We start from the raw sequence: 24,978 nt of genomic DNA, 5'->3' as shown, positions 1-24,978 counted from the left end.
TCCGTGGGGTTGCAGTTTATCGAGGTGGTCGTTCCGTCTCGGCAGCCGAGTACGCTAGTCTAACCAATTTCTATATAGCAATACCATATATATGGTATTGCCCCTGACTGTTAAATTAGAAGAGTTAGATGGGCGTCCGCTTCTGGCCCCGATAGCGGGCATTCCGCGTAATAAATCGAACAAGGGTGAAGCAAGCAAAAACGGCTAACATGACGAACAAGGCCATGCACTGGCGTAATTTTCATCTAATCAAAGTATTGGTTCGTCACGTGAAAAAGTCCGAGGGTACACGACAACAATGGGGTTGGACCGACGAGCGTCGTGCGCGGCAGGCCGAGTCAATTCACAGATGGAAGCCGTGGACCAAGTCTACTGGTCCGCGCACTGTAGCAGGTAAAGCAATCAGTAGCAGGAACGCGGCCAAGCCGGAATCCCTACACAAGCAGCTCGTCCAACTCCACGGAGAAATCAAACGGGTTGCCCGTCAGGTCAGGAATGGCCACGCGTCACGTCGCACGATTCGTGCTGCCAGACTTGTGAGATAAGGCCTTCGCATTAATCCCGTTTGCCCCACCTGTTGCCCCGTCCTAGAGGATTGGGAGCAAGACCGACTGTTTGGGCTAATTGCCAAGGTGGGCGGCTGGCGCAAGTTGGTTCTCTGCAGGTTCAGTGTCACCTTGCTCCAACACTCGGGTGCCCGCCTCCCTGAAACCTGCCGCTAACAATGCTGGGCGCAGTGCTCCTAAGGCTGCTGAAGGAACGCCCAACCACAGAAGATTGCGCGCCCGTGTAACGGCAACGTAGCCAATACGACCGAGTTCCGTATCCACACCCTGCAGCAACGCCTCAACATGCTGTCGAGTTGCAACATAGAGGACAGCGTCAATACTTTCGCCTTTGACCTGGTGAACAGTCTGCACGCGAATTCGCGGGCCTCGATCGGCAGCCAGGTCGGCGCCTGCGTCGAGCGGCTCCCTCCCTAAGGCATTGCGGGCCAGCTTGCGTCCCAAGTTTTCTACTGGCGCCAGACCAAAGTCCTGCTCTATCCTTTCGAGCACCCCACGCACGCGCTCAAGCAGATGCTCATGCCACTGCCCGTCAGCCGGCAGATGCGAATGAGGAAGGCCGACTTCCGGGTTTCTGGTAAAACCCCAGAGAATGTGCTTCATCTTGCGAATTTCCGGTTGGAGCGCTCGATTGCTGAGCTTCGCCATCAAATCATGAGGAGGACTATCCAAGAGCGTAACAATCGCACGGACCACATTCTTGTAGGCGGACATGAAGTCTCGTTGCCTATCCCTAAGGAGAGCTGCTTCAGCGAAAATCTTGACTACCCCGCGCCCGCCAGGTTCGTGAACACCCGCCAGCCGAGCCGCTAGCGCATTGGCACGACATAGAATGGCGCACTTGTTCGCCGTCAGACCGACATTGCCGACCTCGGCGTGGAATGCGTCGAGCAGCTGCGGAAGCTCGGCCTCCGAGTAGCCGATGAAATAGGCGCCATTTGGTTCAGCTGCGGCGGCACGATGTGCTTCGTCATTTCGGTCGGAAATATGATTTGCTGGTACCAGAATAGAAGGTAGCGATCGGAAGTTGCGGGTCAGGGAGAATGCGAGAACGCTCGGGCGGTCGCGGTAATTGCGCAAGAATTCGCCATCAGCACCGGCAAATTCGTAGATACTCTGACAGGGGTCACCGATCAATGAAATCTGAACGCCCGCCGCCGCTAGCATCTCCAAGATAGCTTGATGAAGTGACCCGATGTCCTGTGACTCGTCAACGATTACCTGCGAGTAGCACCTCGCCAATGCTTGGAGGATGTAGGGTTGGTCATGCAGTGTCCGGTAGCACCAGTACCGCCCGAGGTCATGCGTGTAGGCGCCGATTCGGCCAAGCCGGTTGATGACCTGCACCGCGAGATTCTGATCCAGGCGCACTCTCTGACCGAAGTAGTCGTAGTAGAAAGAGAGATGTCCCTCTGTAAAACCAGCCCGGATTTGGGTTACTGGTATTGGGTAATTTGCCGTTCGGATCGTGTAATTGGCCAAAAAGTCTTCATTGCCCGTCACCAGATACGCGGACTGCCCGGCCCCCATAGTGCGGTGTGCATGCGGCCGCAAGATGTGAGCGGTAATAAAGCCGTCCAACGTGTCGATATCAACGCGGGTTCGCCCCATACCTTGCGGCAGGAAATGTGCGAGCGCCTGATAGCCATTCCGGAAAGTGTCTACGGCGACGTTGGAGAACGACAGTAAGGCCACTCGACTACGGGCAGGCCCTAGCAGCTTGCGAACTGCGATGAGACGATGAATGGCTGTGGCCGTCTTGCCGCTTCCGGCGCATGCGATAACGGCGAGAGGCACCAGAGGAGCATCGACGACGGCCTGCTGTTCAGGTGACAACTCCATTACGTTGCATCCATCTGGCAGACATGCTCCATCGCCATTTGAATGTACGGGGGGATAACACAAGGCACTCGGCCGTCCGATAACACCTGAGCCAATGCCTGGCCGAAGCGTCCCTTCTGCACATTGCTATGCCCCCGCTCGAACATGCCTGAAAATAGTACATGGGCCTTCGTCGCACCGTCGGCGGCGCGGTCGACGGCCGCCCGCAAGTCTGCGGCTATCCTTGGATGCATCTCGGCCAGCGCCAAGAGCATCGCCTCGCGGTTATCCGCATGCAGGGCTAGGTCATATTCCAGGGTTTTCACCCCGTGGTACACCTTGACGTATCGATCCTCCCGTTCCTTCATCTTCGCCGTATTTGCAGAAACGACGACGGCGTTGCCGAGTGCCGGATATAACGGTTCAGGTTCCCCGCCTGCTGCAGGCTGGGACTGCGGGTCCGCGTCGGTGATGACGGCGACGGGAATCTTTAATGCATTTTCCCCAAACAGGGGCAGAAACGAGTCAAAATTCAGCCCCTCAACACTGATCAGACTGACGCCGTGGCTACGTAAGTCGAAGCCCGCTCGGGCGGCGAGGACGTCCACGAGCATCATTTCCGCTGCCCCTTCCACAAGGATCAGCCGGCGCGCAAAAAAAAGCTCTGCCCGCGTTACATCTAGGTAACGCTCCAATTTTTCGCGCTTCCCACGCTCAAACTCGACGTCTCGCGGAAAGAAGGTTTCAACCCGCCCCTCTGTCTCGATTAGGCAGACCAAGCAGTCAAGGTTGGCATTACTTGCGAAGTTGGGCGAATGGCTAGTGACGAAGAGCTGAACCGGCTTTTCCCCCTCGGCGGCCTGGATACTGGCCAAATACCGCAGCAGAACGGCTTGCAACTGGGGGTGGAGGTGGGCCTCCGGCTCCTCCACAATGAGTCCTCGATAAGTGGCATCAGGATTCTGGGCCAGCTCGCTCAACACTACTGCCATGAAGATTAAGTTGTTGAAACCGAGGCCGTTCTGTTCGATTTCCAAGGCATTCACTGACAACGAAAGGCGCGCGCTCAATCGCTGAAAGTCGCTTGCACTGAGTCCAACCTCCAGCACTTGGGCTAGCTGGCGGCCCAACATAGCGTTGTGTCGTGTGGCAATAGCTGCCTGTGTATTTAGGATCGGGGCTTGCGCCTTAAGATCGTCGTCGAGGCGACGCAGTGCTGCGTTGATCCCTTCGCGTCCGCGATCGTCTGCGAGCAAATGCATCAGGCGAGAGAGCTGGCTGTTTCGACCGGGTCGCAAGCCTTGCGAGGCATCGCGTAGCGGCTGCAAGTAAACGCCGTGCAAGTTCTCCATTATGTCAGACGTAAGTGGGACGTCTCCATGGTCACCGCACCAGCGCTTGACACGGAATCGCCCCGCCTTGTCTGGATCTGAGTAATGAACGTGAAAATGAGCCTCCATGCTGCCGTCAGCGCCTGGTTTTAGCGCAGCGAGAAAATCGGCCTCGTCATCTAGGCTGAGGTCCCGAAAAACATAGTGGAAGGCAATATCACCCTCGGGCGGCTCTTCACGTGGTCGGTGGCGATCATCCACACTAAAACGTGGATACGGATCATCCTGACCAGCCAGCAACGCTCTCAACGCGTCGACTACGGCGCTCTTGCCAACGTTATTCGCACCCACAAGCACGTTAAGTCCCGCTCCAAAGCGTAGCTGGACGTCCCGAAGCTTACGAAAATTTACGATGCTCAACTTAGCCAAGTGCATTGCCGGTCCCTTTTGTTTTCGAAAGGTCGACATACCGAGCAACGCGGGTGGCTCTTAGCGCAGGATGGAGGTGATACTGGTGGCTCTGGTTGAGCGATGAGCAGTCCTTGCCGGCAGCTCCAGCGGGTGGTGTGGGGATAGTTGAGAGTGAGGTAGATTGCACAGCGAACTTGCTAAGGGGAACTATTCGCCGATCTTACTACCTTTGTTGCAAAAACGTAATATTTCAAATCGACATGTTCATCCGTGTCGTTGGGACTTAATGCGACGTTTTTCAGCGTGCCAATTGCGGCCACGGTAGCACCGTGGTAGCACCAAACAAAAAGGGCTAGCCCCTTGCGGTGCTAACCCTTTGATTTTCTTGGTGCTGATGAGAGGAGTCGAACCTCCGACCTACTGATTACGAATCAGTTGCTCTACCAACTGAGCTACATCAGCGAAAGCGCGCATTCTACCAAATAAAGTTACTGCTCCGCTAGTGCAACCTTGACCCCGGGCCCCGGAAACTTGCTTTTCGACCATTTTTACGGTCAATTTCGCGTAAAAACACGAGAAAACCCGTCAATATCCCGGTTGCGGCGGCGTCCGCCCTTATTCGTAGTGGTAACTCGTCACCCGCTCCACTTCGCTCTTGGAGCCGAGGAACACCGCTACCCGCTCATGCAGCTTCTTCGGCTCCAGGTCAAGGATGCGCTCGCGGCCGTTGGTCGCCGCGCCGCCCGCCTGTTCGACGATGAAGGCCATCGGGTTGGCTTCGTACATCAGGCGCAGCTTGCCGGGCTTGTCCGGTTCGCGCGCGTCGGCCGGGTACATGAAGATGCCGCCGCGGTTCAGGATGCGGTGCACGTCGGCCACCATCGAGGCGATCCAGCGCATGTTGAAGTTCTTCTGGCGCGGGCCGGTTTCGCCGGCCAGCAACTCGTCGACATAGCGCTTGACCGGGGGATACCAGTGGCGCGCATTGGACGCGTTGATCGCGAATTCCTTGGTCTCGGACGGAATCTTCATGTTGCGCTGGGTCAGCTTCCACGCGCCCATCTCGCGGTCCAGCGTGAAGCAGTTCACGCCGTTGCCGGTGGTGAGCACCAGCACCGTCTGCGGGCCGTACACCGCGTAGCCGGCGGCGACCTGCTTGCAGCCCTGCTGCAGGAAGTCCTTTTCGGTCGGCGTGCCCATGCCTTCCGGCGCCTTCAGCACCGAGAAGATGGTGCCGATAGACACGTTGACGTCGATGTTGGACGAGCCGTCGAGCGGATCGAACAGCAGCAGGTATTCGCCCATCGGATAGCGGTTCGGGATCGGGTGGATGGTTTCCATTTCCTCGGATGCCATCGCCGCCAGGTGACCGCCCCACTCGTTGGCTTCGAGCAGCATTTCATTGGACAGCACGTCCAGCTTCTTCTGCACTTCGCCCTGCACGTTCTCGCTGCCGGCGCTGCCGAGCACTTCGCCGAGCGCGCCCTTGCCGACCGCATGGCTGATCGCTTTGCAGGAACGCGCGACGACTTCGATCAACAGGCGCAGTTCGGCGGGAATGCTGTTGTGGAGGCGCTGCTCTTCCACAAGGTATTGCGTGAGACTGACTCTTTTCATGTATGGGTTCCGGTATCAGTGCTTGGTTAGTTGGATAGGGATTTGGTGACGACTTCGAGCACGTCTTTCGACAAGTCCTTGGCGGCAGCGACCTTCCTGAGCGCGGCTTGCATCTTTTCCTGCAAGGCGGGCGCATACTTGCGCCAGCGGTCGAGGCTGCGCGCGAGGCGGGCCGCAACCTGCGGGTTGATCGCATTGAGCGCGATCACCTGCTCGGCCCAGAACTCGTAGCCGCTGCCGTCCACCGCATGGAATTGCGAGGGATTGCCGTTGCAGAAGCTGAAGATCAGGCTGCGTGCGCGATTCGGGTTTTTCGCCGTGAACGCCGGATGCTTCATCAGCGCGCGTACCGTCGCCACGTCGGTGCTGCGGGCGGTGGCCTGCAGCGCGAACCACTTGTCGATCACCAGCGCTTCCTGCTCGAACTCGTCATAGAAGCGCGCCAGCGCCTCTTCACGCCCCGGCGCGCTGCTGTTGGCCAGCGCGCTCAGCGCCGCGATGCGGTCGGTCATGTTGTTGGCATTGTCGTACTGCGTCTGCGCGAGGTGGTGGGCGTCGGCATCGTCGTTCTCGACGATGTAGGACAGCGCGAGGTTCTTCAGCGCGCGTTTGCCGGCCGAGGCCGGGTCCGGGCTGTAGTCGCCGAGCGTGCGGTTGTCCTGGTAGGCGACCATCCAGTCCACGCGCAGCGCCGACGCCAGCGAACGGCGCAGGAAGCGGCGCACCGCATGGATCGCATGCGGGTCGACCACCTGCATCTGCTCGGCCACCACGGTTTCGGAAGGCAGCGTCAGCGCCATTTCGCGGAATGCCGCATCGAGCCCGTCCTCGTTCAGCGTCGCGCGGAACGCGCGGCTGAGCACGCCCTCATCCAGTTCCGCGTCGGACAGCGCATGGTTGTTCTGCACCGCCACGGTGAGCGCCAGCATGCGGCGCAATGCCAGGCGCTGGCCGGCTTCCCAGCGGTTGAACGCATCGCTGTCGCTGGCCATCAGGAACGCGAGTTCCTCGTCGCTGTACTCGATCTCCAGGATCACCGGCGCCGAGAAGCCGCGCAGCACGGACGGCACCGGCTTTTCGGCGACGTCGGTAAAGCGGAAGGTCTGGCTCGCCTGCGTCAGCTCCAGCACCAGCGTGGTCGGCGCCTCGCCGGCGCCCGCGCCTTCCAGGCGCAGCGGCATGTCGCGGCCGGCGCCGTCGAGCAGGCCGATCGCGACCGGGATGTGGAAAGGCTGCTTGACCGCCTGGCCGGGCGTCGGCGGGCAGGATTGGGTGAGCGTGACGTCGTAGGTGCGCGCCGCCTCGTCATACGCGGTTTCCACCTTCACCCGCGGCGTGCCGGCCTGGCTGTACCAGAGTTCGAACTGCGTCAGGTCGCGGCCGCTGGCATCGGCCATCGCGCGCCGGAAGTCGTCGCACTCGACCGCCTGCCCGTCATGCCGCTGGAAGTACAGGTCCATGCCCTTGCGGAAGCCGTCGCGGCCGAGCAGGGTCTGGTACATGCGCACCACTTCCGCGCCTTTTTCGTAGATGGTGACGGTGTAGAAGTTGTTGATCTCGACGTAGGAATCGGGGCGCACCGGATGCGCCATCGGGCCGGCGTCTTCGGGGAACTGCGCCTGGCGCAGCACGCGCACGTCCTCGATGCGCTTGACCGCGCGCCCGCTGTCGGTGCCGATCAGGTCGGCCGAGAATTCCTGGTCGCGGAACACCGTCAGGCCTTCCTTCAGCGACAGCTGGAACCAGTCGCGGCAGGTGACGCGGTTGCCGGTCCAGTTGTGGAAGTATTCGTGGCCGACCACGGATTCGATGCCGGCGTAGTCGGCGTCGGTTGCGATGCGCGGATTGGCGAGCACGAACTTGGTGTTGAAGATGTTCAGGCCCTTGTTTTCCATCGCGCCCATGTTGAAGTCGCCGACGGCGACGATCATGAAGCGGTCGAGGTCGAGTTCCAGGCCGAAGCGCTCCTCATCCCAGCGGATGCTGTTCTTCAGCGAATCCATCGCATGCTGGGTCTTGTCGAGATTGCCTTCCTCGACCCAGACCTGCAGCAGCACTTCGCGCCCGGAGCCGAGCGCGTATCTTTCTTCCTGGCACACCAGCTTGCCGGCGACCAGCGCGAACAGGTAGGACGGCTTCCTGAACGGGTCTTCCCACAGCGCGTAATGACGGCCGTCGCCGAGATCGCCCTGCTCGATCAGATTGCCGTTGGACAAAAGGACCGGGTATTTTTCCTTGTCCGCGCGCAGCATCACGGTGTACTTCGCCATTACGTCGGGCCGGTCCGGGAAGTAGGTGATCTTGCGGAAGCCTTCCGCTTCGCATTGCGTGAAGAAATTGCCGTTGGACACATACAAGCCCATCAGCGAGGTGTTCAGGTTCGGCCGGGTCACGGTCTCGATCTCGAGGGTGACTTCATCCGGCGGATTCAGGATTTCCAGCGTGCCCTTGCCGAGCGTGTAGCCGCGCTTGGTCAGCGCGCGGCCGTTCATGCGCAGCTGCACCAGCGACAGCGACTCGCCGTAGAGCACGATGTTCTTGCCGCGCGCGTCCGGGTTGCGGCGCAGCGTCATGCGGGTGGCGACGTGGGTGGCTTGCGGATCGAGGTCGAAGCCCATTTCCACGGTATCGACCCAAAAATTCGGCGGCGTGTAATCCTTGCGGTAAATCGTATGGTGAGTATCGGTGCGCATAATGCTGCTGTCGGAGGGATAATGACGCAAAGTGATATTTTACCAATCGCAGCCAGTCGGAGCCTACCGGAATGAAACCATCCTTTGCGCTTTTCGTAGTTGCCATTTCTGCATTGCTGGCATCGTGTACGCAGGAGCAGCAGAACCAGATCAGCCGCAGCGTACAGAACTGGACCGGCACCAACGGTGTGCTGGAATTCTACGCCGGCGACAAACTGATGCGGCGCTTCATCCGCATCGACAAGATTTCAACCGCGCTCGGCACCGACGACAACGTGCCGCGCTCCTACCGCTACGGCTACGGCGTGCTCGACGAGAATTTCAACATGGTCGTCGACGCCGGCGAGAAGAAGGTGTATTTCGAGATCAGCGATTATGCGTCGAATTACATCTTCTTCGAAAACCCGCGCTGAGACGGACGCCGTGGTTACAAATATTTACGGAATTTTTTCCAGCCGTCCAAACCAAATTTCTATACTGGCATTTTTGACCACGCTGGAGAGCGAATCATGAAATCCTGGCTGGGCGCCTGCATTGTCGCGGTCAGTGCATTGCTGGGCGGTTGCGGCACCGTCATCAAGAGCAATGTGACCACCTTCCACGAGTGGCCGGACGCGTTGGCGGACAGGTCCTACGTGTTCGAGCGCACCAGGGAACAGAACGACAGCCTCGAATACCGCAGCTACGAGAACCTGGTGCGCAACGAGCTGAGCCGGCTGGGATTCGTCGAGGCGCCGGCGGCCACCAAACCGACCCTGAAAGCATCGTTCGCCTACCAGATCAGCGGCGCGCGCGACGTGCGCGAAGTGTATCCGGTGGTGGTCAATGCCTCCCCCTTCCCGTATCCCTATCCCTTCTGGCACGGGCCGGCATGGCGCGGCTACTATGGCCCGTTCTACGACCCGTTCTGGTACGGGCCGCCGGTGGTGCAGCACCGGGTGTCGCAGTACCAGTTGTTCACCCGGCAATTGCGGGTGTCGCTGGCGCGCATGGCGGACAACAAGAAGCTGTTCGAGACGACGGTGGTCAGCGACGGCACCAATGGCTCGCTCGCGGCGGTGATGCCTTACATGGTGCGCAGCGCGTTCGCCGAGTTCCCCGGCCCGAGCGGCGTGCCGCGCGTGGTCGAGTTGCGGATGGAGCAGTAAGGACGCCGACGCGGCTGGCGCCCGCCGGAGCCAAAACCTGCTGTCTTTCCTGTCTCTGCGCCACGCACCGCCTTCCTTGTCGTTCCCGCAAAGGCGGGAGGCCGCCCCGCGGGAACCCATGGTCAGCACGCCTGGCGGATGCGTATGGGTTTCCGCCTGCGCGGGAACGACGGGGAGGTAGAACCAGGCGCGCGGGCGAGTCCCGCCCGCACGCAGACAGCGGCAGTCGCACATCAGCGGAAAGCACAGCAGGTCCTACGAATACATCGCCTCCGACACGAACGTCAGCGCCACCACCAGCAGCACTGCGGCGCCCAGCACCAGCAGCAGCCGGCCGAAACGCGGCGCATCGTCCGTGCCCGTCGGCTGTTCCTCCGGATGCTGCATCGGGTTATCCTGATCCCTATCCATCTAAGATGCCTCAGGGAATCAGGATCGTCGAGCCGGTGGTTTTGCGCGCTTCCAGGTCGCGGTGCGCCTGCGCGACATCCTTGAGCGCATAGCGCTGGTTGATCTCGATCCTGATCTTCCCGCTCTCTACCATCTCGAACAGTTCCGCCGCCATGCTGTCCAGGTCCTCGCGTTTGGCGGTGTAGGTGAACAGCGTCGGCCGGGTGACGAACAGCGAACCGCGCGACGCAAGCTCCTGCAGCCCGAACGGCGGCACCGCGCCGGACGCGCTGCCGAAACTGACCAGCATGCCGAGCGGCGCCAGGCAATCGAGCGAACCCGTGAAGGTATCCTTGCCGATGGAGTCGTACACCACCGGCACGCCCTTGCCGCCGGTCAGCTCCTTCACCCGTTCGACGAAGTTTTCCGTGTTGTAGTTGATGGTATGGGTGCAGCCGTGCGCCTTCGCCAGCGCCGCCTTTTCATCCGAGCCGACGGTGCCGATCATGGTCACGCCGAGCGCGCGCGCCCACTGGCACGCGATCAGGCCGACGCCGCCGGCCGCCGCGTGGAACAGGATGGTTTCGCCGCCTTTCAGCGGGAAGGTGCGGCGGAACAGGTATTGCACCGTCAGCCCCTGCAGCATCATCGCGGCGCCGGTGTCGAAATCGATCGCCTCCGGCAGCTTGACCAGCACGGACGCCGGCATCACCCGCAGTTCCGCATAGGCGCCGGGCGGGCGGCCGGCATAGGCGACGCGGTCGCCCGGCCTGACGTGGGTGACGCCAGCGCCGACCGCCTCGACCACGCCCGCGCCTTCCATGCCGAGGCCGGCGGGCAGCGGCTGCGGATAGGCGCCGGTGCGGAAATACACATCGATGTAATTCAGGCCGCACGCCATCTGGCGCACGCGCGCCTCGCCGGGGCCCGGCTCGCCGACCTCGACGTCAACGTATTCCATTACTTCCGGGCCGCCGACCGCATTGATGCGGATTGCCTTTGCCATGCTTTCTCCTTGCGCTTAATGATTGTGGTTATGGTGATGATGGGGAACGATCTGCGCCAGCAGCATCCTGGCCGACGTCACGTTGGTCGCGCACGGCACGTTGTGCACGTCGCAGGCGCGCACCAGCGCGTTGATGTCGGGCTCATGCGGCTGCGGCGTCATCGGGTCGCGCAGGAAGATCACCGCGTCGATCTTGCCTTCGACCAGTTCCGCGCCGATCTGCAGGTCGCCGCCGACGGGCCCGGACAGCTTGCGCTCCACCGTCAGGCCGACTTCGTCGCGCAGCCGCTTGCCGGTGGTGCCGGTCGCCACCAGGATGCACTGGCGCAGCAGGTCCGCATACTCGGACGCCAGCTCCACCATGTCGTCCTTTTTCTTGTCGTGCGCGATCAATGCAATTCGCTTCTTCACATCGCCTCCGTCAATACTGTTTCAGGTTCAGAACGTGCCCGGATAGTTGCCGCCGTCCAGCAGGATATTTTGCCCGGTCATGTAGCCGGCATGCACGCTGCACAGGAATGCACAAACCGCGCCGAATTCCGCCGGGTTGCCGAAACGCTGCGCCGGGATCTGCCGGCGGCGCGCCTCGACGACTTCCTCGAGCGGCTTTCCGGCCGCTCCGGCGGCGGCGCCCAGGGTTTTCTTCAGCCGGTCGGTATCGAACTGCCCCGGCAACAGGTTGTTGATTGTTACGTTGCTGGCCACCGTCTTGCGGGCGATGCCGGCGACGAAGCCGGTCAGGCCGGAGCGCGCGCCGTTGGACAGGCCGAGGATGTCAATCGGCGCCTTCACCGCGCTGGACGTGATATTGATGATGCGGCCGAAGCGGCGCGCCATCATCCCGTCCACCGTGGCCTTGATCAGTTCGATCGGCGTGAGCATGTTGGCGTCGAGCGCCGCGATCCAGTCCTCGCGCGTCCAGTCGCGGAAATCCCCGGTCGGCGGACCGCCGGCATTGGTGACGAGGATGTCGGGCTGCGGACAGGCGGCGAGCGCCTGCTGCCGGCCCTGCGCGGTGGTGATGTCGCAGGCCGCCGCGATGACGCTCACGCCGGTACGGCGGCGGATTTCCTCCGCGGTCGCCTCCAGCGCGTCCGCGCCGCGCGCGACCAGCGTCACATGCACGCCTTCCGCCGCCAGTGCTTCCGCGCAGCCGCGGCCCAGTCCCTTGCTGGCGCCGCAGACCAGCGCCTGTTTGCCGGCAATTCCAAGATCCATGCTCCCCCCTAGGCTCTTTTTCTGGTCAACAAATAAATCCCGGCCAGCACCAGCGCGGTGCCGGCCAGCTGAATGCCGGTCACGGGTTCGCCGAGGATCAGCGCCCCCAGGAACAGGGTCGACACCGGCCCGATCATTCCCGCCTGCGATGCGGTCGGCGCGCCGATGCGCGACACCGCCTCCATTGTCAAAAATACCGGGAAAACCGTGCAAAACACGGCATTGAACAGCGACAGCCCGTATACCGCGCCCGGCTGCACCAGCATCGATGCCGGACGAAGCAGGAAGAACTGCACGATGCATGCCACGCTGGACACGCACATTGCGTACGCCACCAGCCGCAGCGAGCCGACGCGCTGCACCAGCTCTCCCGACAGCAACAGGTAGGACGCGTACGACACCGCGCTGCCGAGGACGAACGCGCCGCCCAGCCACACGCCGGCACCGCCCAGGCGCACGTCGTGCAGGAAGACCAGCACGGTGCCGAGGTAGGCGGTGCCGAGCGCCATCCATTCGGTGGCGCTGATTTTCTTCCTGAGGAAAAACACCGAGATCAGCAGCACGAAGGACGGCGTCAGGAACAGGATCAGGCGCTCCAGGCCGGCGGAGATGTACTGCAGCCCGAGAAAATCGAGGAAACTCGACAGGTAGTAGCCGAGCAGGCCGAGCACCACGATCTGCGCGCGCTCGCGGTTGGTCAGCGGCGCCGCGCCCTTCGCCTTCCACAGCGCGACGGCGGCGAAGAACGGCAGCGCGAACAGCATGCGGAACGCGATCAGCGTGACCGCATCGACGCCGTAGCGGTAAATCAGCTTGGCGACGATCGCCTTCGCGGAAAACAGCACGGCGCCGGCGATGGCAAGCGCCAGGCCGGCGAGAAAGGTTTGACGGGCGGAGAGCGGAACGCTGGTGGAAGGCATGCGGCGATTGTACGCCGGGGAGGATTTTCTTACATTCGACTGTGCGGAGGGGGTCTTTGCCCGGACGCCACGCCGCCGGTCCGCTTGTAAACCGGCGCATCAAGCGCGTGGCCCGGCCGGGCGCCCCCAGGCATCACTTCTTCAGGATCGACCCCAGCACCCCGCGGATGATTTCCCGTCCGACCTGGGAGCCGATGCTGCGCGCGGCCGACTTCACCATCGCCTCCACCATCGTGTCCCTGCGCCGGCCGACGCCGCTGCCGCCGCCGAACAGGCCGCCCAGCGCATCCCTGAAGCCGCCGCCGCCCGACGCATCCTGCGCGTCGTCGGGCGCCTGCGCCCGCGCGCCGCCCCTGGCCTGCTTCACTTCTTCCGCCTTCGGCATTTCCTTGGCCACCCGCCCCTTCAGCGTTTCATACGCGGATTCGCGGTCGACCGTCTTTTCATACACGCCGGCAACGACGGAACTGGCGATCACCTCGCCGCGTTCGGCATCGGTAAGCGGTCCGATCTGCGAGGCCGGAGGCACGATGAGCGCGCGCTCCACCACGTTCGGCCGCCCCTTCTCGTCGAGGAAGGACACCAGCGCCTCGCCGACGCCGAGTTCGGTGATTGCCTGCGCGGTATCGAGCCTGGGATTCGGCCGGAAGGTCTGCGCCGCCGCCTGCACCGCCTTCTGGTCGCGCGGCGTGTACGCGCGCAGCGCATGCTGCACGCGGTTGCCGAGCTGGCCGAGCACGGTGTCGGGAATGTCGAGCGGGTTCTGCGTGACGAAGTACACGCCCACCCCCTTGGAGCGGATCAGGCGCACCACTTGCTCGATCTTCTGCAGCAGCGCCTTGGGCGCCTCGTCGAACAGCAGGTGCGCCTCGTCGAAGAAGAACACCAGCTTCGGCTTGTCGAGGTCGCCCACTTCCGGCAGGTGCTCGAACAGCTCCGACAGCATCCACAGCAGGAAGATCGCGTACAGGCGCGGCGCATTGAGCAGCTTGTCGGCGGCGAGGATGTTGACCACGCCGCGGCCCTTGGCGTCGGTCTGCATGAAATCGTCGATGTTGAGCATCGGCTCGCCGAAGAAGCGGTCGCCGCCCTGCTCCTCGATCGCCACCAGGCCGCGCTGGATCGCGCCGACGCTGGCCGGGGAAATGTTGCCGTACTCGGCCTGCAGCTCGCCCGCGTTTTCCGCCACGTTCTGCAGCATCGCGCGCAAGTCCTTCAGGTCGAGCAGCAGCAGGCCGTTGTCGTCGGCCACCTTGAACACCAGCTGCAGTACGCCTTCCTGCACCTCGTTCAGATTGAGCATGCGCGACAGCAGGAGCGGGCCGAGGTCGGACACGGTCGCGCGCACCGGATGGCCTTTCTCGCCGAACACGTCCCAGAACGTGACCGGACAGCCCGACCATGCCGGCGCCTCCAGTTTCAGCAGGTCCAGCCGCTCCTGGATGCGCGGCGTCGCGCTGCCGGGCTTGGCAAGACCCGACAGGTCGCCCTTGACGTCGGCCATGAACACCGGCACCCCGATATTGGACAGGGACTCGGCCAGGGTCTGCAGGGTCACCGTCTTGCCGGTGCCGGTGGCGCCGGTGATGCAGCCGTGCCGGTTTGCAAGATTGGAAAGAAGAGCGAGTTCCAGCTCCTGGTTCTTCGCGATCAGCAGGTTTTTCGGCATGTTGGAATGAGCTTTCAGGCAAGTTTTGACAAGGGGCGATATGGTAAAATTGTAGATTGGTTTTCGGCTTGGTACCGCCTTATTTTGGATCAGTTTTTGCGCCAAAGCGGGCACCACAGCCCTCTCTCGTTCACTTCCAAGAAAGAAACACCATGGCTGGACACAGTAAATGGGCCAATATTAAGCACAAAAAAGCTGCCGCGGATGCGAAGCGCGGCAAGATCTGGACGCGTCTGATCAAGGAAATCACGGTCGCGGCCCGCCTGGGCGGCGGCGACATCGAAAGCAACCCGCGCCTGCGCCTGGCGGTGGAAAAGGCGGCCGATGCCAACATGCCGAAGGACAACGTGCAGCGCGCGATCCAGCGCGGCACCGGCGGCTTGGAAGGCGCGAACTACGAAGAAATCCGCTACGAGGGTTACGGCATCAACGGCGCCGCGATCATCGTCGATTGCATGACCGACAACCGGGTGCGCACCGTGGCCGAAGTCCGCCATGCGTTTTCCAAGTTCGGCGGCAACATGGGCACCGAAGGTTCGGTGGCCTTCCTGTTCAAGCACTGCGGCCAGCTGTTCTTCGTGCCCGGCACCGACGAGGACAAGCTGATGGAAGCCGCGCTGGAAGCCGGCGCCGAGGATGTGGTGACCGATGAAGAAGGCGGCATCGAAGTGCTGACCGCGCCGAACGACTTCTCCGCCGTCAAGGATGCGCTGGAAAAGGCCGGCTTCAAGGCGGAAATGGCCGAGATCGTGATGAAGCCCGCGACCGAAACGGTGTTTACCGGCGACGACGCCGTGAAGATGCAGAAACTGCTCGACGCGCTGGAGAATCTGGACGATGTGCAGGAGGTCTATACCAACGCCGTCATCGAAGAATAAGTCTGTCTTTCGCTTTACCGGTTTCACAAGTAAATTGGGGAGTGCAGGGATGAAACCCGCACTCCCCCTAACGTTTCGATACCCCCATGAAAATTCTGGTAGTCGGTTCAGGCGGCCGCGAACATGCCCTGGCTTGGAAGCTCGCGCAATCCGAGCGGATTCAAATGGTCTATGTGGCGCCGGGCAACGGCGGCACCGCCCTCGACCCGCGCCTGCAGAATGTCGACATTTCCGATCCGGGCTGGCTGGCGCAATTCGCGATCAAGGAAAACATCGCCTTCACCGTCGTCGGCCCGGAAGCGCCGCTGGCGGCCGGCATCGTCAACATCTTCCGCGACCAGGGCCTGAAGGTCTTCGGTCCGACCAGGGAAGCGGCGCAGCTGGAAAGCTCCAAGGATTTCGCGAAGGCCTTCATGAAGCGCCACCGCATCCCGACCGCCGATTACCAGACCTTTTCCGACGTCGCCGCCGCGCACCGCTACATCAACCAGAAAGGCGCGCCGATCGTCATCAAGGCTGACGGCCTGGCGGCCGGCAAGGGCGTGGTGGTCGCGATGACGGTCGACGAGGCGCATGCGGCGGTGGACATGATGTTGTCCGACAACAAGCTGGGCGATGCCGGCGCACGCGTGGTGATCGAGGAATTCCTGGCCGGCGAGGAAGCCAGCTTCATCGTGATGGTCGACGGCAAGCATGTGCTGCCGCTGGCGACCAGCCAGGACCACAAGCGCCTGAAGGACAACGACGAAGGCCCGAACACCGGCGGCATGGGCGCGTATTCGCCAGCCCCGATCGTGACGCCTTCGCTGCATGCGCGCATCATGCGCGAGATCATCAATCCGACCGTGCTCGGCATGCAGAAGGATGGCATCCCGTACACCGGCTTCCTGTACGCCGGCATCATGGTCGACGCCAAGGGCAATCCGAAGACGCTGGAATTCAACTGCCGCATGGGCGATCCGGAGACGCAGCCGATCATGGCGCGCCTGAAGACCGACTTCGTCAGCGTGATGGAGCATGCGGTCGACGGCACGCTGGACGAAATCGAGCTCGAATGGGACCGCCGCACCGCGCTCGGCGTGGTGATGGCCGCCGCCGGCTACCCGGACGCACCGCGCAAGGGCGACGCGATTTCCGGCATCCCGGCAGAGACGCCCGACTGCGTGACCTTCCATGCCGGCACCACGATGGCCGGCGGCAAGCTGATCACTTCCGGCGGGCGCGTGCTGTGCGTGGTCGGCTTGGGCGACAGCGTGCGCATCGCGCAGAAGCATGCGTATGACGCGGTGGACCAGATCCGTTTCGACGGTGCGCAGTTCCGGAGGGATATCGGCTGGCGGGCGCTGAAGCGGCCGGGGTAATACGGAGGCCCAATTTGTAGGGTGGGTTGAGCGCAGCGATACCCACCGCACGGAGTATCTGGAACTCTCTCCGGTGATTCAACCCGATAGTGTCTCCGTAGAGACTTGCCGGGACTGGCCCCGGCGGGCCACTTACTTTCTTTGCTTCGCCAAAGAAAGTAAGCAAAGAAAGGCGACCCTAATCCGCAGCCCCCTTCGGGGGTTCCCGAAAAAATCCGGCGCCGAGCGGGAAGCGAAATAACTCGCCCTCGCTGCGCTCGGTGCTCAGACAAATTTCGCTTCTTAATCCGCCCGACGCCAGATTTTTTCGGCTGCGTACAAGGGGGAAAGGCAAACCCATCCCCACCCTGCCCCTCCCCTTGAAGGGGAGGGAACTCAAGGCTGCAGCCGGCGCACAAGGAAAAACCAAGAACACCATTTCGCCGTACCATTATCCCCATCCCCACAACCGCACCAGACCACACCGTGACCACCACCTCCGCAGACTCCGTCAAAACCTACCTGCTCGGCCTGCAACAGCGCATCGTCGCCGCCCTTGAGCAGGTAGACGGCAAGCAATTCCTGACCGACCAGTGGGAGCGCCCGCACGGCGCCGGCCCGATCAACGGCGGCGGCATTTCGCGCATCCTGGAAGAAGGCAATGTGCTGGAACGCGGCGGCATCGGCTTTTCGCACGTGAGCGGCAGCAGCCTGCCGCCGACGGCCGCGGCGAACCGCCCGGAAATCGCCGGCCGCAGCTGGGAAGCCATGGGCGTGTCGCTCGTGCTGCATCCGCGCAACCCCTACGCCCCGACCTCGCACATGAACGTGCGCTTCTTCACCGCCACCAGGGAAGGCGAAGAGCCGGTCTGGTGGTTCGGCGGCGGCATGGATCTCACGCCCTACTACGGCTTCGAGGAAGACGCGAAGCATTTCCACCAGGTCTGCAAGGATGCGCTCGCGCCGTTCGGCGACACGCTGCATCCGCGCTTCAAGAAATGGTGCGACGACTACTTTTACCTGAAGCACCGCAAGGAGCCGCGCGGCGTGGGCGGGATTTTCTTCGACGACTTCCATGAACTCGGCTTCGCGCAGAGCTTCGCGATGATCCAGAGCGTCGGCGACCGCTTCGTCGATGCCTACCTGCCGCTGCTGCAAAAACGCAAGGACACGCCCTACGGCGAGCGCGAACGCGACTTCCAGGCCTACCGCCGCGGCCGCTACGTCGAATTCAATCTGGTGTTCGACCGCGGCACGCTCTTCGGCCTGCAGTCCGGCGGCCGCACCGAATCGATCATGATGTCGATGCCGCCGGTGGTGAAATGGCGCTACGACTGGAAGCCGGAACCGGGCACGCCGGAGGCGAAGCTGTACACCGACTTCCTGCAGCCGAAGGACTGGGTGTGAGCGAGGCGCGCTGCATCGCGCTGCTGGGCGGAAGCTTCGACCCGGTGCATAACGGCCACCTGGCGCTGGGCAGCTATTTCGGCAAGCTGCTGGTGCCGGACGAGCTGCGCGTGATCCCCGCCGGCCAGCCCTGGCAGAAACAGGGCCTGCAGACCGCGCCCGCGCACCGGGCGGAAATGGCGCGCCTCGCGTTCGGCCAGATGGCGGTGCCGGTGGTCATCGACGAACAGGAAATCCGGCGCGAAGGCGCGACCTACACGATCGACACCCTGCGCGCGCTGCGCGACGAACTCGGCCCGCGGGCATCGATCACACTCCTGATCGGCGCGGACCAGCTGCAACAGTTGCAAACCTGGAAAGACTGGCGGGCCTTGTTCAACTATGCCAATATCTGCGCCGCGTCACGGCCCGGCTTTTCGATGGATGCCGCGCATGTGGCGCCGGAAGTGGCGCAGGAATTCGCGCGCCGCGCGGCAACGCCTGCCCAGATCCGCGGCACGCCCGCCGGACTGGCGTACCTTGCAACCAACCTTGCCGTCGATATTTCGGCCACACAAATCCGCGCCGCCCTGGAAAGGGGCGCGGATGCGGGGGCGCTGATCCCGGCCGGGGTGCTAGACTATATAAAACAACATCATCTTTACGGAAACTAATGGACATCAAAAAACTGCAAGCCACCGTCGTCGACGCTCTGGAAGACGTCAAAGCACAGGACATCCGCGTCTTCGACACTGTCCATCTGACCAGCATGTTCGACCGCCTGGCCATCGCTTCCGGCACCTCCAACCGCCAGACCAAGGCGCTCGCCGCATCGGTGCGCGACAAGGTCAAGGAAAAAGGCGGCAACATCGTCAGCATCGAGGGCGAAGACACCGGCGAATGGGTGCTGGTCGACCTCGGCGACATGGTGGTGCACATCATGCAGCCCGCGATCCGCGACTACTACCGCCTGGAAGAGATCTGGGGCGAAAAGGAAGTGAAGTTCGGCGCCGCCAAGCGCACCGCGAAGAAGACCGCGGCGGCCGCCGACGGCGAAGCCCCGGCGCCGCGCAAGCGCTCGACCCACATCGCCGCGGTGCAGGCACCGCTCGACGACGACGAGCCGAAGAAGCCGGCGCGCAAGACCGCCGCGAAGAAGACCGCGGCCAGGACGCCGGCGGCGAAATCGACTGCCGTCAAGTCGACCGCCGCCAAGGCCACGACTGCGCGCAAGACTGCTGCCAAGGCGCCCGCCGGCAAGACCGTGAAGGTCACCGCCGCCAAGACCGCCGCGCCGAGAAAGGCCGCTGCCAAGAAGACCGCGAAGAAGACTGCGTAAGCGCCGCACGCCCCCCTCATGCAGCTCATCATCGCTGCGGTAGGCCACAAGATGCCTGCCTGGATCGAAGACGGGTTCGGCGAGTATGCCAAGCGCATGCCGCCGGAATGCCGCATCCTCCTCAAGGAAATCAAGCCTGTCGAACGCTCCGGCAGCAAGACCGCCGACACCGTGATGGCGCTGGAGCGCGCCAAGATCGAAGCCGCGATCCCCAAGGGCTCGCGGATCGTCGCGCTGGATGAACGGGGCAAGGACCTGACGACGATGCAATTGTCGCAACTGCTGACGCAGTGGCAACAAGACGGGCGGGATGTTACATTCGTGATAGGCGGCGCGGACGGCCTGGATGCCGGCTTCAAGGCATCGGCCGACATGCTGGTCAGGATCTCGAGCCTGACCCTGCCGCACGGGATGGTGCGCGTGCTGCTCGCCGAGCAGCTGTACCGGGCCTGGTCGATCACGCAGAACCACCCGTACCACAGGATTTGAAGAATTCATGAAACCGGCAGACCACAAGATCTACCTCGCCTCCAAGAGCCCGCGCCGGCGCGAGCTGCTGCGCCAGATCGGCGTCGAGTTCGAACTGCTGCTGCTGCGCGACCAGATGCCGCGCGGCCCGGACGTGAGCGAGGCTGTGCTGCCGGGGGAGAAGGCGCAGGACTACGTGGTGCGCGTGACCCGCGAAAAAGCCGAAAAGGCGTGGGAGATCATGATCGCGCGCCGGCTGCCGCTGCGCCCGGTGCTTGCCGCCGACACCACCGTGGTCATCGACGGCCGCATCCTCGGCAAGCCCGCCGACCAGGCCGAAGCGATGGACATGCTGCGCGCGCTGTCCGGCCGCACGCACCAGGTGATCACCAGCGTCGCGCTGCACCGCGACCAGGATACCTGGCAGCTCACCCAGAGTTCCGACGTCACCCTGTCCGAACTCACCGAAGACATGATGCGCGCCTATTGCGCGTCGCCCGAGCCCTATGACAAGGCCGGCGGCTACGGCATCCAGGGCATGGCTGCCGTCTTCGTCAAGCACATCGCCGGCAGCTACACCGGCATCATGGGCCTGCCGCTGCACGAGACCGCACAAATACTAAATCAAGCCGGCATCCCGACTTTATGAGCGAAGACATCCTCATCAATATCACTCCGCAGGAGACGCGGGTTGCATTGATCCTCCAGGGAGCAGTACAGGAACTCCACATCGAACGCACGCTGTCGCGCGGACTCGCGGGCAACGTCTACCTCGGCAAGGTGGTGCGCGTGCTGCCCGGCATGCAGTCCGCGTTCATCGACATCGGCCTGGAACGAGCGGCCTTCCTGCATGTGGCCGACATCTGGGAAGCGCGGCCGCACGACAACACGCAGAACGCGATGCCGATGCCGATCGAGAAACTGCTCTACGACGGCCAGTCGGTGATGGTGCAGGTGATCAAGGACCCGATCGGCACCAAGGGAGCGCGCCTGTCGACGCAGATCTCGATCGCCGGCCGCATGCTGGTCTACCTGCCGCAGGACTCGCACATCGGCATTTCTCAGCGGATCGAGAACGAAGTCGACCGCGAGGCGTTGAAGGCCAAGGTGCAGAAACTCCTGCCGCCGGAAGAAAAAGGCGGCTTCATCATCCGCACCATGGCGGAAGATGCATCCGACGCCGATCTCGACGGCGATATCGCCTACCTGCGCAAGACCTGGGCGAGCATCACGCAGGCGGCGAAGTCGAAGCCGGCGCCGACCCTGCTCTACCAGGACCTGAACCTGGCGCAGCGGGTGCTGCGCGACTTCGTCAATGACGAAACCTCGACCATCCAGGTCGACTCGCGCGAAAACTTCCAGAAGCTGCAGCAGTTCGGCAATGCATATACGCCGTCGGTGCTGTCCAAGCTGGTGCACTACACCGGCGAGCGCCCGCTGTTCGACCTGTACGGCGTGGAAGAGGAAATCCAGCGCGCGCTCGGGCGCCGCGTCGACCTGAAATCGGGCGGCTACCTGATCATCGACCAGACAGAGGCGATGACCACGATCGACGTCAACACCGGCAGCTACGTCACCGGCCGCAACTTCGACGACACGATTTTCAAGACCAATCTCGAAGCGGCGCATGCGATCGCGCGCCAGCTGCGGCTGCGCAACCTGGGCGGCATCATCATCCTCGATTTCATCGACATGGAAAATGCCGAGCACCGCGGCGCGGTGCTGGCGGAACTGAACAAGGCGTTGTCGCGCGACCGCACCAAGGTATCGGTGTCGGGCTTCTCGCAGCTCGGCCTGGTCGAGATGACGCGCAAGCGCACCAGGGAATCGCTGGCGCACATCCTGTGCGAAGTCTGCCCGGCCTGCGCCGGCAAGGGCCAGGTCAAGACCGCGCGCACCGTCTGCTATGAAATCCTGCGCGAACTGCTGCGCGAGGCAAAGCAGTTCAACCCGCGCGAATTCCGCATCCTCGCCGCGCAGGTGGTGGTCGACATGTTCCTGGAAGAGGAATCCCAGCATCTGGCGATGCTGGGGGATTTCATCGGCAAGCCGATTTCGCTGCAGGTGGAGACCTTGTATCACCAGGAGCAGTACGACATTATCCTGATGTAACGTGTCGCCCCCCTAGCCTTGGAAGTGGAGGAAAGCCCTCCGGTATAGCTCGGCGCCTGAATCGATTCCCAGCTTGCGTTTGATATTGGCGCGGTACGTTTCGATGGTGCTCGAAGAAATGCGGAGTTCCTGGGCAATGTCGGATTTCTTCAGTCCTTTCCCGATCATCTGGAACACCTCAAGCTCCCGGTTGGACAAGGATTCAAGCTTGCTGCTGCACGGGCTGACGCGTTCGGCAAATCGCTTCACGACCATGTTCCGCATCTCTTCCGAAAGCCAGACCTGGCCTTCGAGTATCATCCGCACCGCCTGCACGATTGACTTCGCCGCGTTGTGCTTCATCACGTAGCCGGACGCGCCTGCATGCAGCGCGCGTTCCGCATAGATCCTTTCGTCGTGCATGGATACGACGAGAATTGCGGTGGCCGGACTGACAAACCGGATGCGTTTTATCAAGTCAAGGCACAGTTCGCCGTTCAGCGACAAATCAATCAGCGCAAATCGGGGCGACCGTTCAAGACAAATTGAAACAGCCTGGCCCGCGTTATCCGCCTCGTGGATTCGTAATGGCGGCCCGAGTTGGCCGAGGAGCGCGGCGAACCCGACCCGCACTACCGGATGGTCGTCAACCAGCAACACATGCAGTTCCTGATGATCATATCCGTTCATTCTCATGACTCGGTCACCCTGATCTCCGTTCCTCTTTCTGGCAATGAGAGGATTTCCAGGTCGTAGTTGATGATCGATGCGCGGTAAGTAATCGTGTTCAACCCCAGCCCGCTACGAAACGCCGGGTGCTTATTGTCGAAACCGCAGCCGTCATCACGAATGCTCAGCGAGACTTTTCCGTTCCGCTCATCGAGGCGGATATCGATGGTTCGCGCATTTGCATGACGGAGAGCGTTATTGACCGCCTCCTGAGTGATGCGGTAAAGATGGGCGGAGACATTTTCATCCGTGACGTCGACAGGGTCGTCGAAGTCGAAGGCGCAGCGGATGCCGGAGAGCCTCGAAATCGTCGCTGCCAGATGACCCAGCGCGTCGCGCAATCCTTCCGGCACCGCTGCCACTGGCATCAGGCCGTGCGCCAATGACCTCACTTGCACCATCGCCTCGCTCGTGGCGCGCCCGAGGGCGTCGGCCTGTGCCGCCAGCTTCTGGTCGATCGAACGAAGTTCCGTCGCGAGAATCTCGGCGGAAACACTGATCCCGGTGAGACGCTGCCCCAGGTCATCGTGAAGCTCTCTTCCGATGCGGACACGTTCGGACTTTGTGACAGCGGCAAGCTCCTGTTCCAGGCTCTTCGTGCGGTTGATTTCACATTGCAATTCGATCGTGCGCTTGTTCACCGCCTCATCGAGTAACGCATTATGGGTCGATATGCGACGCGTGGTCAGGGCAATGCCTCCGAAGAACAATAACCCTCCAAGCAGAATTGTCCCCGGCAAAAGCTTTTCATAGCCTTCCATCGAGACGTCGCGACGCTCGGTGACGTCGAACCGGAACAGCGCACCGCCGAATGGGATGTCGAAATGACGCGTAAGCAGTTCTTCAGGCGCCATATGATCCGGATCGATACCGGTGTGAATCGAGCGGCTGTCGAAAATCGGGATTGGCCGCTCGTACCTCGTGCCGTTTTCTCGCCCGATGTTTGTCATCCTGTAATGGAGCGTGTTAGCGAGTTTGTCCGGAATGGCCTCCCTGAAAAAATTGTGCAGGTAGAAGCCGATCCCGGCGGTTCCCAGAAACATGATACGGTTGTCTTTGTCAGGCTTGAACACGCCCAGTCTCGCCGCGAGTGCTGAAAAGCTCGCGCCTGGGATGGTCAACGGAATGCCGGAACTCAGCACCCTGTTCCGGAGGTAGTCGTCGCGACGCAGAATGCTCTTGCCGTCGCGTGCGTTTGGAAGGCGGCGAGCCAGGTTCTGGAAGACGTCGACACCAAGCGTTGAAGCCATTTCAGGTGGAAATGCGCGCGTGATCACCATGTACTCGTCGCGATCGTTCGGCAAGGACGGGCTATCGCCATCCTGCTGCTTTTGCATGTCGCCCGCACCGTCCCGCAGAAACCTGTCCAGTTCACTGCGCGGGACGTACTGCGCGAAATTGATGGTTTGAAGCGCAGGAAAGCGTTCGCCGATGTTCAGGCTATCGCCGTACACATGAAAGGCTTCCGGTGGAACTTCCCGCGATGCGCGGTAGAGCCCCGCCACCCCGAACAATAGATCTTCGTAGCTGCGCAGGCGCCTGAAAACCGCCGCTTCCACGTCCTGCACTCTCAGCACGAAGCTGTCGCGTGCTTTTCTTTCGATCTGCTGGTCGACGTAGCGGGCAGCCCAAAAGGTCACCGCAATGCCTGCGATGAGAATGAACCAGTGCGAATGTTTGAACAGCCGACGCATCGGCAGCCTCTATCGTCAAAGTTGATGTCACCGGAATCCTGCGGGAACCAGCCACTTGCTATCGTGCTTTGAACGATGCCCGTCGCAATTTACACACGATATGCGCGCCCCTTCGTCGGCGGTATGCTCCACCCGCGGACTAGGAATCTTCATATTGCAATAATCACAATTAATAGACAAGAAAACAATTGGTCACTAGGAGATGTTGATGTCTGATCGTGTCACGCAACTTGCCTTTGAAATCGCCGATGGTGCGGCGATGT

Annotated in this window: 22 protein-coding genes and 1 tRNA gene; 10 read left to right on the top strand and 13 right to left on the bottom strand. The window is 62.0% G+C overall.

What is annotated here, in order from left to right; all coding sequences use genetic code 11:
* Window positions 1-620: 620 nt before the first annotated feature.
* The 5 genes from VEC01_RS08005 to pepN all read right to left on the bottom strand — a co-directional run bounded on the left by VEC01_RS08005 (window position 621) and on the right by pepN (window position 8,439).
* Complete coding sequence (locus VEC01_RS08005) at window positions 621-2,408, bottom strand: ATP-dependent helicase (RefSeq protein ID WP_324900283.1); 1,788 nt, start codon at window positions 2,406-2,408, stop codon at window positions 621-623.
* A complete protein-coding gene (locus VEC01_RS08000) occupies window positions 2,408-4,153 on the bottom strand; it encodes an ATP-dependent endonuclease (protein WP_324900282.1) in 1,746 nt (581 codons plus the stop codon). Before VEC01_RS08000 ends, VEC01_RS08005 begins: the two co-directional genes overlap by 1 nt.
* A gap of 362 nt (window positions 4,154-4,515) precedes the next feature.
* Window positions 4,516-4,591: transfer RNA gene (locus tag VEC01_RS07995), tRNA-Thr, on the bottom strand.
* Window positions 4,592-4,744: 153 nt separating this feature from the next.
* Window positions 4,745-5,746, bottom strand: coding sequence for a class 1 fructose-bisphosphatase (locus VEC01_RS07990; protein WP_324900281.1), 1,002 nt, complete (start codon window positions 5,744-5,746; stop codon window positions 4,745-4,747).
* A gap of 26 nt (window positions 5,747-5,772) precedes the next feature.
* A complete protein-coding gene (gene pepN, locus VEC01_RS07985; RefSeq protein WP_324900280.1) occupies window positions 5,773-8,439 on the bottom strand; it encodes an aminopeptidase N in 2,667 nt (888 codons plus the stop codon).
* Window positions 8,440-8,510: 71 nt separating this feature from the next.
* Here pepN and VEC01_RS07980 point away from each other — a divergent pair, with 71 nt between their 5' ends.
* Window positions 8,511-8,852 (top strand): hypothetical protein, encoded by a 342-nt coding sequence (locus VEC01_RS07980; RefSeq protein ID WP_324900279.1) that lies wholly within the window; start codon window positions 8,511-8,513, stop codon window positions 8,850-8,852.
* Between the two features lie 96 nt (window positions 8,853-8,948).
* Complete coding sequence (locus VEC01_RS07975) at window positions 8,949-9,587, top strand: DUF4136 domain-containing protein (protein ID WP_324900278.1); 639 nt, start codon at window positions 8,949-8,951, stop codon at window positions 9,585-9,587.
* A 255-nt stretch (window positions 9,588-9,842) separates the two neighbouring features.
* Here the strand turns inward: VEC01_RS07975 and VEC01_RS07970 are convergent, their stop codons facing one another.
* The 6 genes from VEC01_RS07970 to VEC01_RS07945 all read right to left on the bottom strand — a co-directional run bounded on the left by VEC01_RS07970 (window position 9,843) and on the right by VEC01_RS07945 (window position 14,790).
* On the bottom strand, window positions 9,843-9,998 hold the full coding sequence (locus VEC01_RS07970) for a hypothetical protein (protein WP_324900277.1): 156 nt from the start codon (window positions 9,996-9,998) through the stop codon (window positions 9,843-9,845).
* Between the two features lie 10 nt (window positions 9,999-10,008).
* The gene (locus tag VEC01_RS07965; protein ID WP_324900276.1) at window positions 10,009-10,983 is read right to left on the bottom strand and encodes a quinone oxidoreductase; all 975 of its coding nucleotides are present in this window, start codon (window positions 10,981-10,983) and stop codon (window positions 10,009-10,011) included.
* 15 nt (window positions 10,984-10,998) lie between these two features.
* Complete coding sequence (locus tag VEC01_RS07960; protein ID WP_324900275.1) at window positions 10,999-11,394, bottom strand: methylglyoxal synthase; 396 nt, start codon at window positions 11,392-11,394, stop codon at window positions 10,999-11,001.
* Window positions 11,395-11,421: 27 nt separating this feature from the next.
* The gene (locus VEC01_RS07955) at window positions 11,422-12,201 is read right to left on the bottom strand and encodes an SDR family oxidoreductase (RefSeq protein WP_324900274.1); all 780 of its coding nucleotides are present in this window, start codon (window positions 12,199-12,201) and stop codon (window positions 11,422-11,424) included.
* An 8-nt stretch (window positions 12,202-12,209) separates the two neighbouring features.
* Window positions 12,210-13,121, bottom strand: coding sequence for a DMT family transporter (locus VEC01_RS07950; protein ID WP_324900273.1), 912 nt, complete (start codon window positions 13,119-13,121; stop codon window positions 12,210-12,212).
* Window positions 13,122-13,254: 133 nt separating this feature from the next.
* On the bottom strand, window positions 13,255-14,790 hold the full coding sequence (locus VEC01_RS07945; RefSeq protein WP_324900272.1) for a DUF853 domain-containing protein: 1,536 nt from the start codon (window positions 14,788-14,790) through the stop codon (window positions 13,255-13,257).
* A 152-nt stretch (window positions 14,791-14,942) separates the two neighbouring features.
* Between VEC01_RS07945 and VEC01_RS07940 the strand changes: the two genes are divergently transcribed.
* The 8 genes from VEC01_RS07940 (at window position 14,943) to rng (ending at window position 22,313) form a co-directional block, all read left to right on the top strand.
* Window positions 14,943-15,668 carry a YebC/PmpR family DNA-binding transcriptional regulator gene (locus VEC01_RS07940; RefSeq protein ID WP_324900271.1) on the top strand — a complete coding sequence of 242 codons (726 nt, stop codon included), beginning with the start codon at window positions 14,943-14,945 and terminating at the stop codon, window positions 15,666-15,668.
* A gap of 86 nt (window positions 15,669-15,754) precedes the next feature.
* Entirely contained in the window at window positions 15,755-17,029 is a 1,275-nt protein-coding gene (gene purD, locus VEC01_RS07935; protein ID WP_324900270.1) for a phosphoribosylamine--glycine ligase, read from the top strand.
* A gap of 465 nt (window positions 17,030-17,494) precedes the next feature.
* On the top strand, window positions 17,495-18,415 hold the full coding sequence (gene hemF / locus VEC01_RS07930) for an oxygen-dependent coproporphyrinogen oxidase (protein WP_324900269.1): 921 nt from the start codon (window positions 17,495-17,497) through the stop codon (window positions 18,413-18,415).
* Complete coding sequence (locus tag VEC01_RS07925; RefSeq protein ID WP_414691425.1) at window positions 18,412-19,068, top strand: nicotinate-nucleotide adenylyltransferase; 657 nt, start codon at window positions 18,412-18,414, stop codon at window positions 19,066-19,068. Before hemF ends, VEC01_RS07925 begins: the two co-directional genes overlap by 4 nt.
* Window positions 19,068-19,733, top strand: a complete 666-nt coding sequence (rsfS, locus tag VEC01_RS07920; protein WP_324900268.1) for a ribosome silencing factor — start codon at window positions 19,068-19,070, stop codon at window positions 19,731-19,733. The genes VEC01_RS07925 and rsfS overlap by 1 nt, the downstream gene beginning before the upstream one ends.
* 18 nt (window positions 19,734-19,751) lie before the next feature.
* Window positions 19,752-20,222: a 23S rRNA (pseudouridine(1915)-N(3))-methyltransferase RlmH gene (rlmH, locus tag VEC01_RS07915; RefSeq protein WP_324900267.1), complete on the top strand. Its 471-nt coding sequence runs from the start codon at window positions 19,752-19,754 to the stop codon at window positions 20,220-20,222.
* A gap of 7 nt (window positions 20,223-20,229) precedes the next feature.
* Entirely contained in the window at window positions 20,230-20,850 is a 621-nt protein-coding gene (locus VEC01_RS07910) for a Maf family protein (protein ID WP_324900266.1), read from the top strand.
* Window positions 20,847-22,313 carry a ribonuclease G gene (gene rng / locus VEC01_RS07905; RefSeq protein WP_324900265.1) on the top strand — a complete coding sequence of 489 codons (1,467 nt, stop codon included), beginning with the start codon at window positions 20,847-20,849 and terminating at the stop codon, window positions 22,311-22,313. The genes VEC01_RS07910 and rng overlap by 4 nt, the downstream gene beginning before the upstream one ends.
* A gap of 12 nt (window positions 22,314-22,325) precedes the next feature.
* Here the strand turns inward: rng and VEC01_RS07900 are convergent, their stop codons facing one another.
* Together VEC01_RS07900 and VEC01_RS07895 are read right to left on the bottom strand one after the other, a co-directional pair.
* On the bottom strand, window positions 22,326-22,982 hold the full coding sequence (locus VEC01_RS07900; RefSeq protein WP_324900264.1) for a response regulator transcription factor: 657 nt from the start codon (window positions 22,980-22,982) through the stop codon (window positions 22,326-22,328).
* A 2-nt stretch (window positions 22,983-22,984) separates the two neighbouring features.
* Window positions 22,985-24,715 carry a histidine kinase gene (locus VEC01_RS07895; protein ID WP_324900263.1) on the bottom strand — a complete coding sequence of 577 codons (1,731 nt, stop codon included), beginning with the start codon at window positions 24,713-24,715 and terminating at the stop codon, window positions 22,985-22,987.
* Between the last annotated feature and the right edge of the window lie 263 nt (window positions 24,716-24,978).

Origin of the sequence: Noviherbaspirillum sp., assembly GCF_035627455.1 — a bacterium.
In the GTDB taxonomy this organism is placed as follows: Bacteria; Pseudomonadota; Gammaproteobacteria; order Burkholderiales; family Burkholderiaceae_D; genus Noviherbaspirillum.
This window is presented reverse-complemented; position numbering and strand designations above follow the sequence as displayed.

Excerpts from the sequence above, each read along its gene's own strand:
- VEC01_RS08005 (WP_324900283.1), bottom strand. The coding sequence starts at position 2,408 with ATGGAGTTGTCACCTGAACAGCAGGCCGTCGTCGATGCTCCTCTGGTG.
- VEC01_RS08000 (WP_324900282.1), bottom strand. The coding sequence starts at position 4,153 with ATGCACTTGGCTAAGTTGAGCATCGTAAATTTTCGTAAGCTTCGGGAC.
- VEC01_RS07990 (WP_324900281.1), bottom strand. The coding sequence starts at position 5,746 with ATGAAAAGAGTCAGTCTCACGCAATACCTTGTGGAAGAGCAGCGCCTC.
- pepN (WP_324900280.1), bottom strand. The coding sequence starts at position 8,439 with ATGCGCACCGATACTCACCATACGATTTACCGCAAGGATTACACGCCG.
- VEC01_RS07980 (WP_324900279.1), top strand. The coding sequence starts at position 8,511 with ATGAAACCATCCTTTGCGCTTTTCGTAGTTGCCATTTCTGCATTGCTG.
- VEC01_RS07975 (WP_324900278.1), top strand. The coding sequence starts at position 8,949 with ATGAAATCCTGGCTGGGCGCCTGCATTGTCGCGGTCAGTGCATTGCTG.
- VEC01_RS07970 (WP_324900277.1), bottom strand. The coding sequence starts at position 9,998 with ATGGATAGGGATCAGGATAACCCGATGCAGCATCCGGAGGAACAGCCG.
- VEC01_RS07965 (WP_324900276.1), bottom strand. The coding sequence starts at position 10,983 with ATGGCAAAGGCAATCCGCATCAATGCGGTCGGCGGCCCGGAAGTAATG.
- VEC01_RS07955 (WP_324900274.1), bottom strand. The coding sequence starts at position 12,201 with ATGGATCTTGGAATTGCCGGCAAACAGGCGCTGGTCTGCGGCGCCAGC.
- VEC01_RS07950 (WP_324900273.1), bottom strand. The coding sequence starts at position 13,121 with ATGCCTTCCACCAGCGTTCCGCTCTCCGCCCGTCAAACCTTTCTCGCC.
- VEC01_RS07945 (WP_324900272.1), bottom strand. The coding sequence starts at position 14,790 with ATGCCGAAAAACCTGCTGATCGCGAAGAACCAGGAGCTGGAACTCGCT.
- VEC01_RS07940 (WP_324900271.1), top strand. The coding sequence starts at position 14,943 with ATGGCTGGACACAGTAAATGGGCCAATATTAAGCACAAAAAAGCTGCC.
- purD (WP_324900270.1), top strand. The coding sequence starts at position 15,755 with ATGAAAATTCTGGTAGTCGGTTCAGGCGGCCGCGAACATGCCCTGGCT.
- rsfS (WP_324900268.1), top strand. The coding sequence starts at position 19,068 with ATGGACATCAAAAAACTGCAAGCCACCGTCGTCGACGCTCTGGAAGAC.
- rlmH (WP_324900267.1), top strand. The coding sequence starts at position 19,752 with ATGCAGCTCATCATCGCTGCGGTAGGCCACAAGATGCCTGCCTGGATC.
- VEC01_RS07910 (WP_324900266.1), top strand. The coding sequence starts at position 20,230 with ATGAAACCGGCAGACCACAAGATCTACCTCGCCTCCAAGAGCCCGCGC.
- rng (WP_324900265.1), top strand. The coding sequence starts at position 20,847 with ATGAGCGAAGACATCCTCATCAATATCACTCCGCAGGAGACGCGGGTT.
- VEC01_RS07900 (WP_324900264.1), bottom strand. The coding sequence starts at position 22,982 with ATGAACGGATATGATCATCAGGAACTGCATGTGTTGCTGGTTGACGAC.
- VEC01_RS07895 (WP_324900263.1), bottom strand. The coding sequence starts at position 24,715 with ATGCGTCGGCTGTTCAAACATTCGCACTGGTTCATTCTCATCGCAGGC.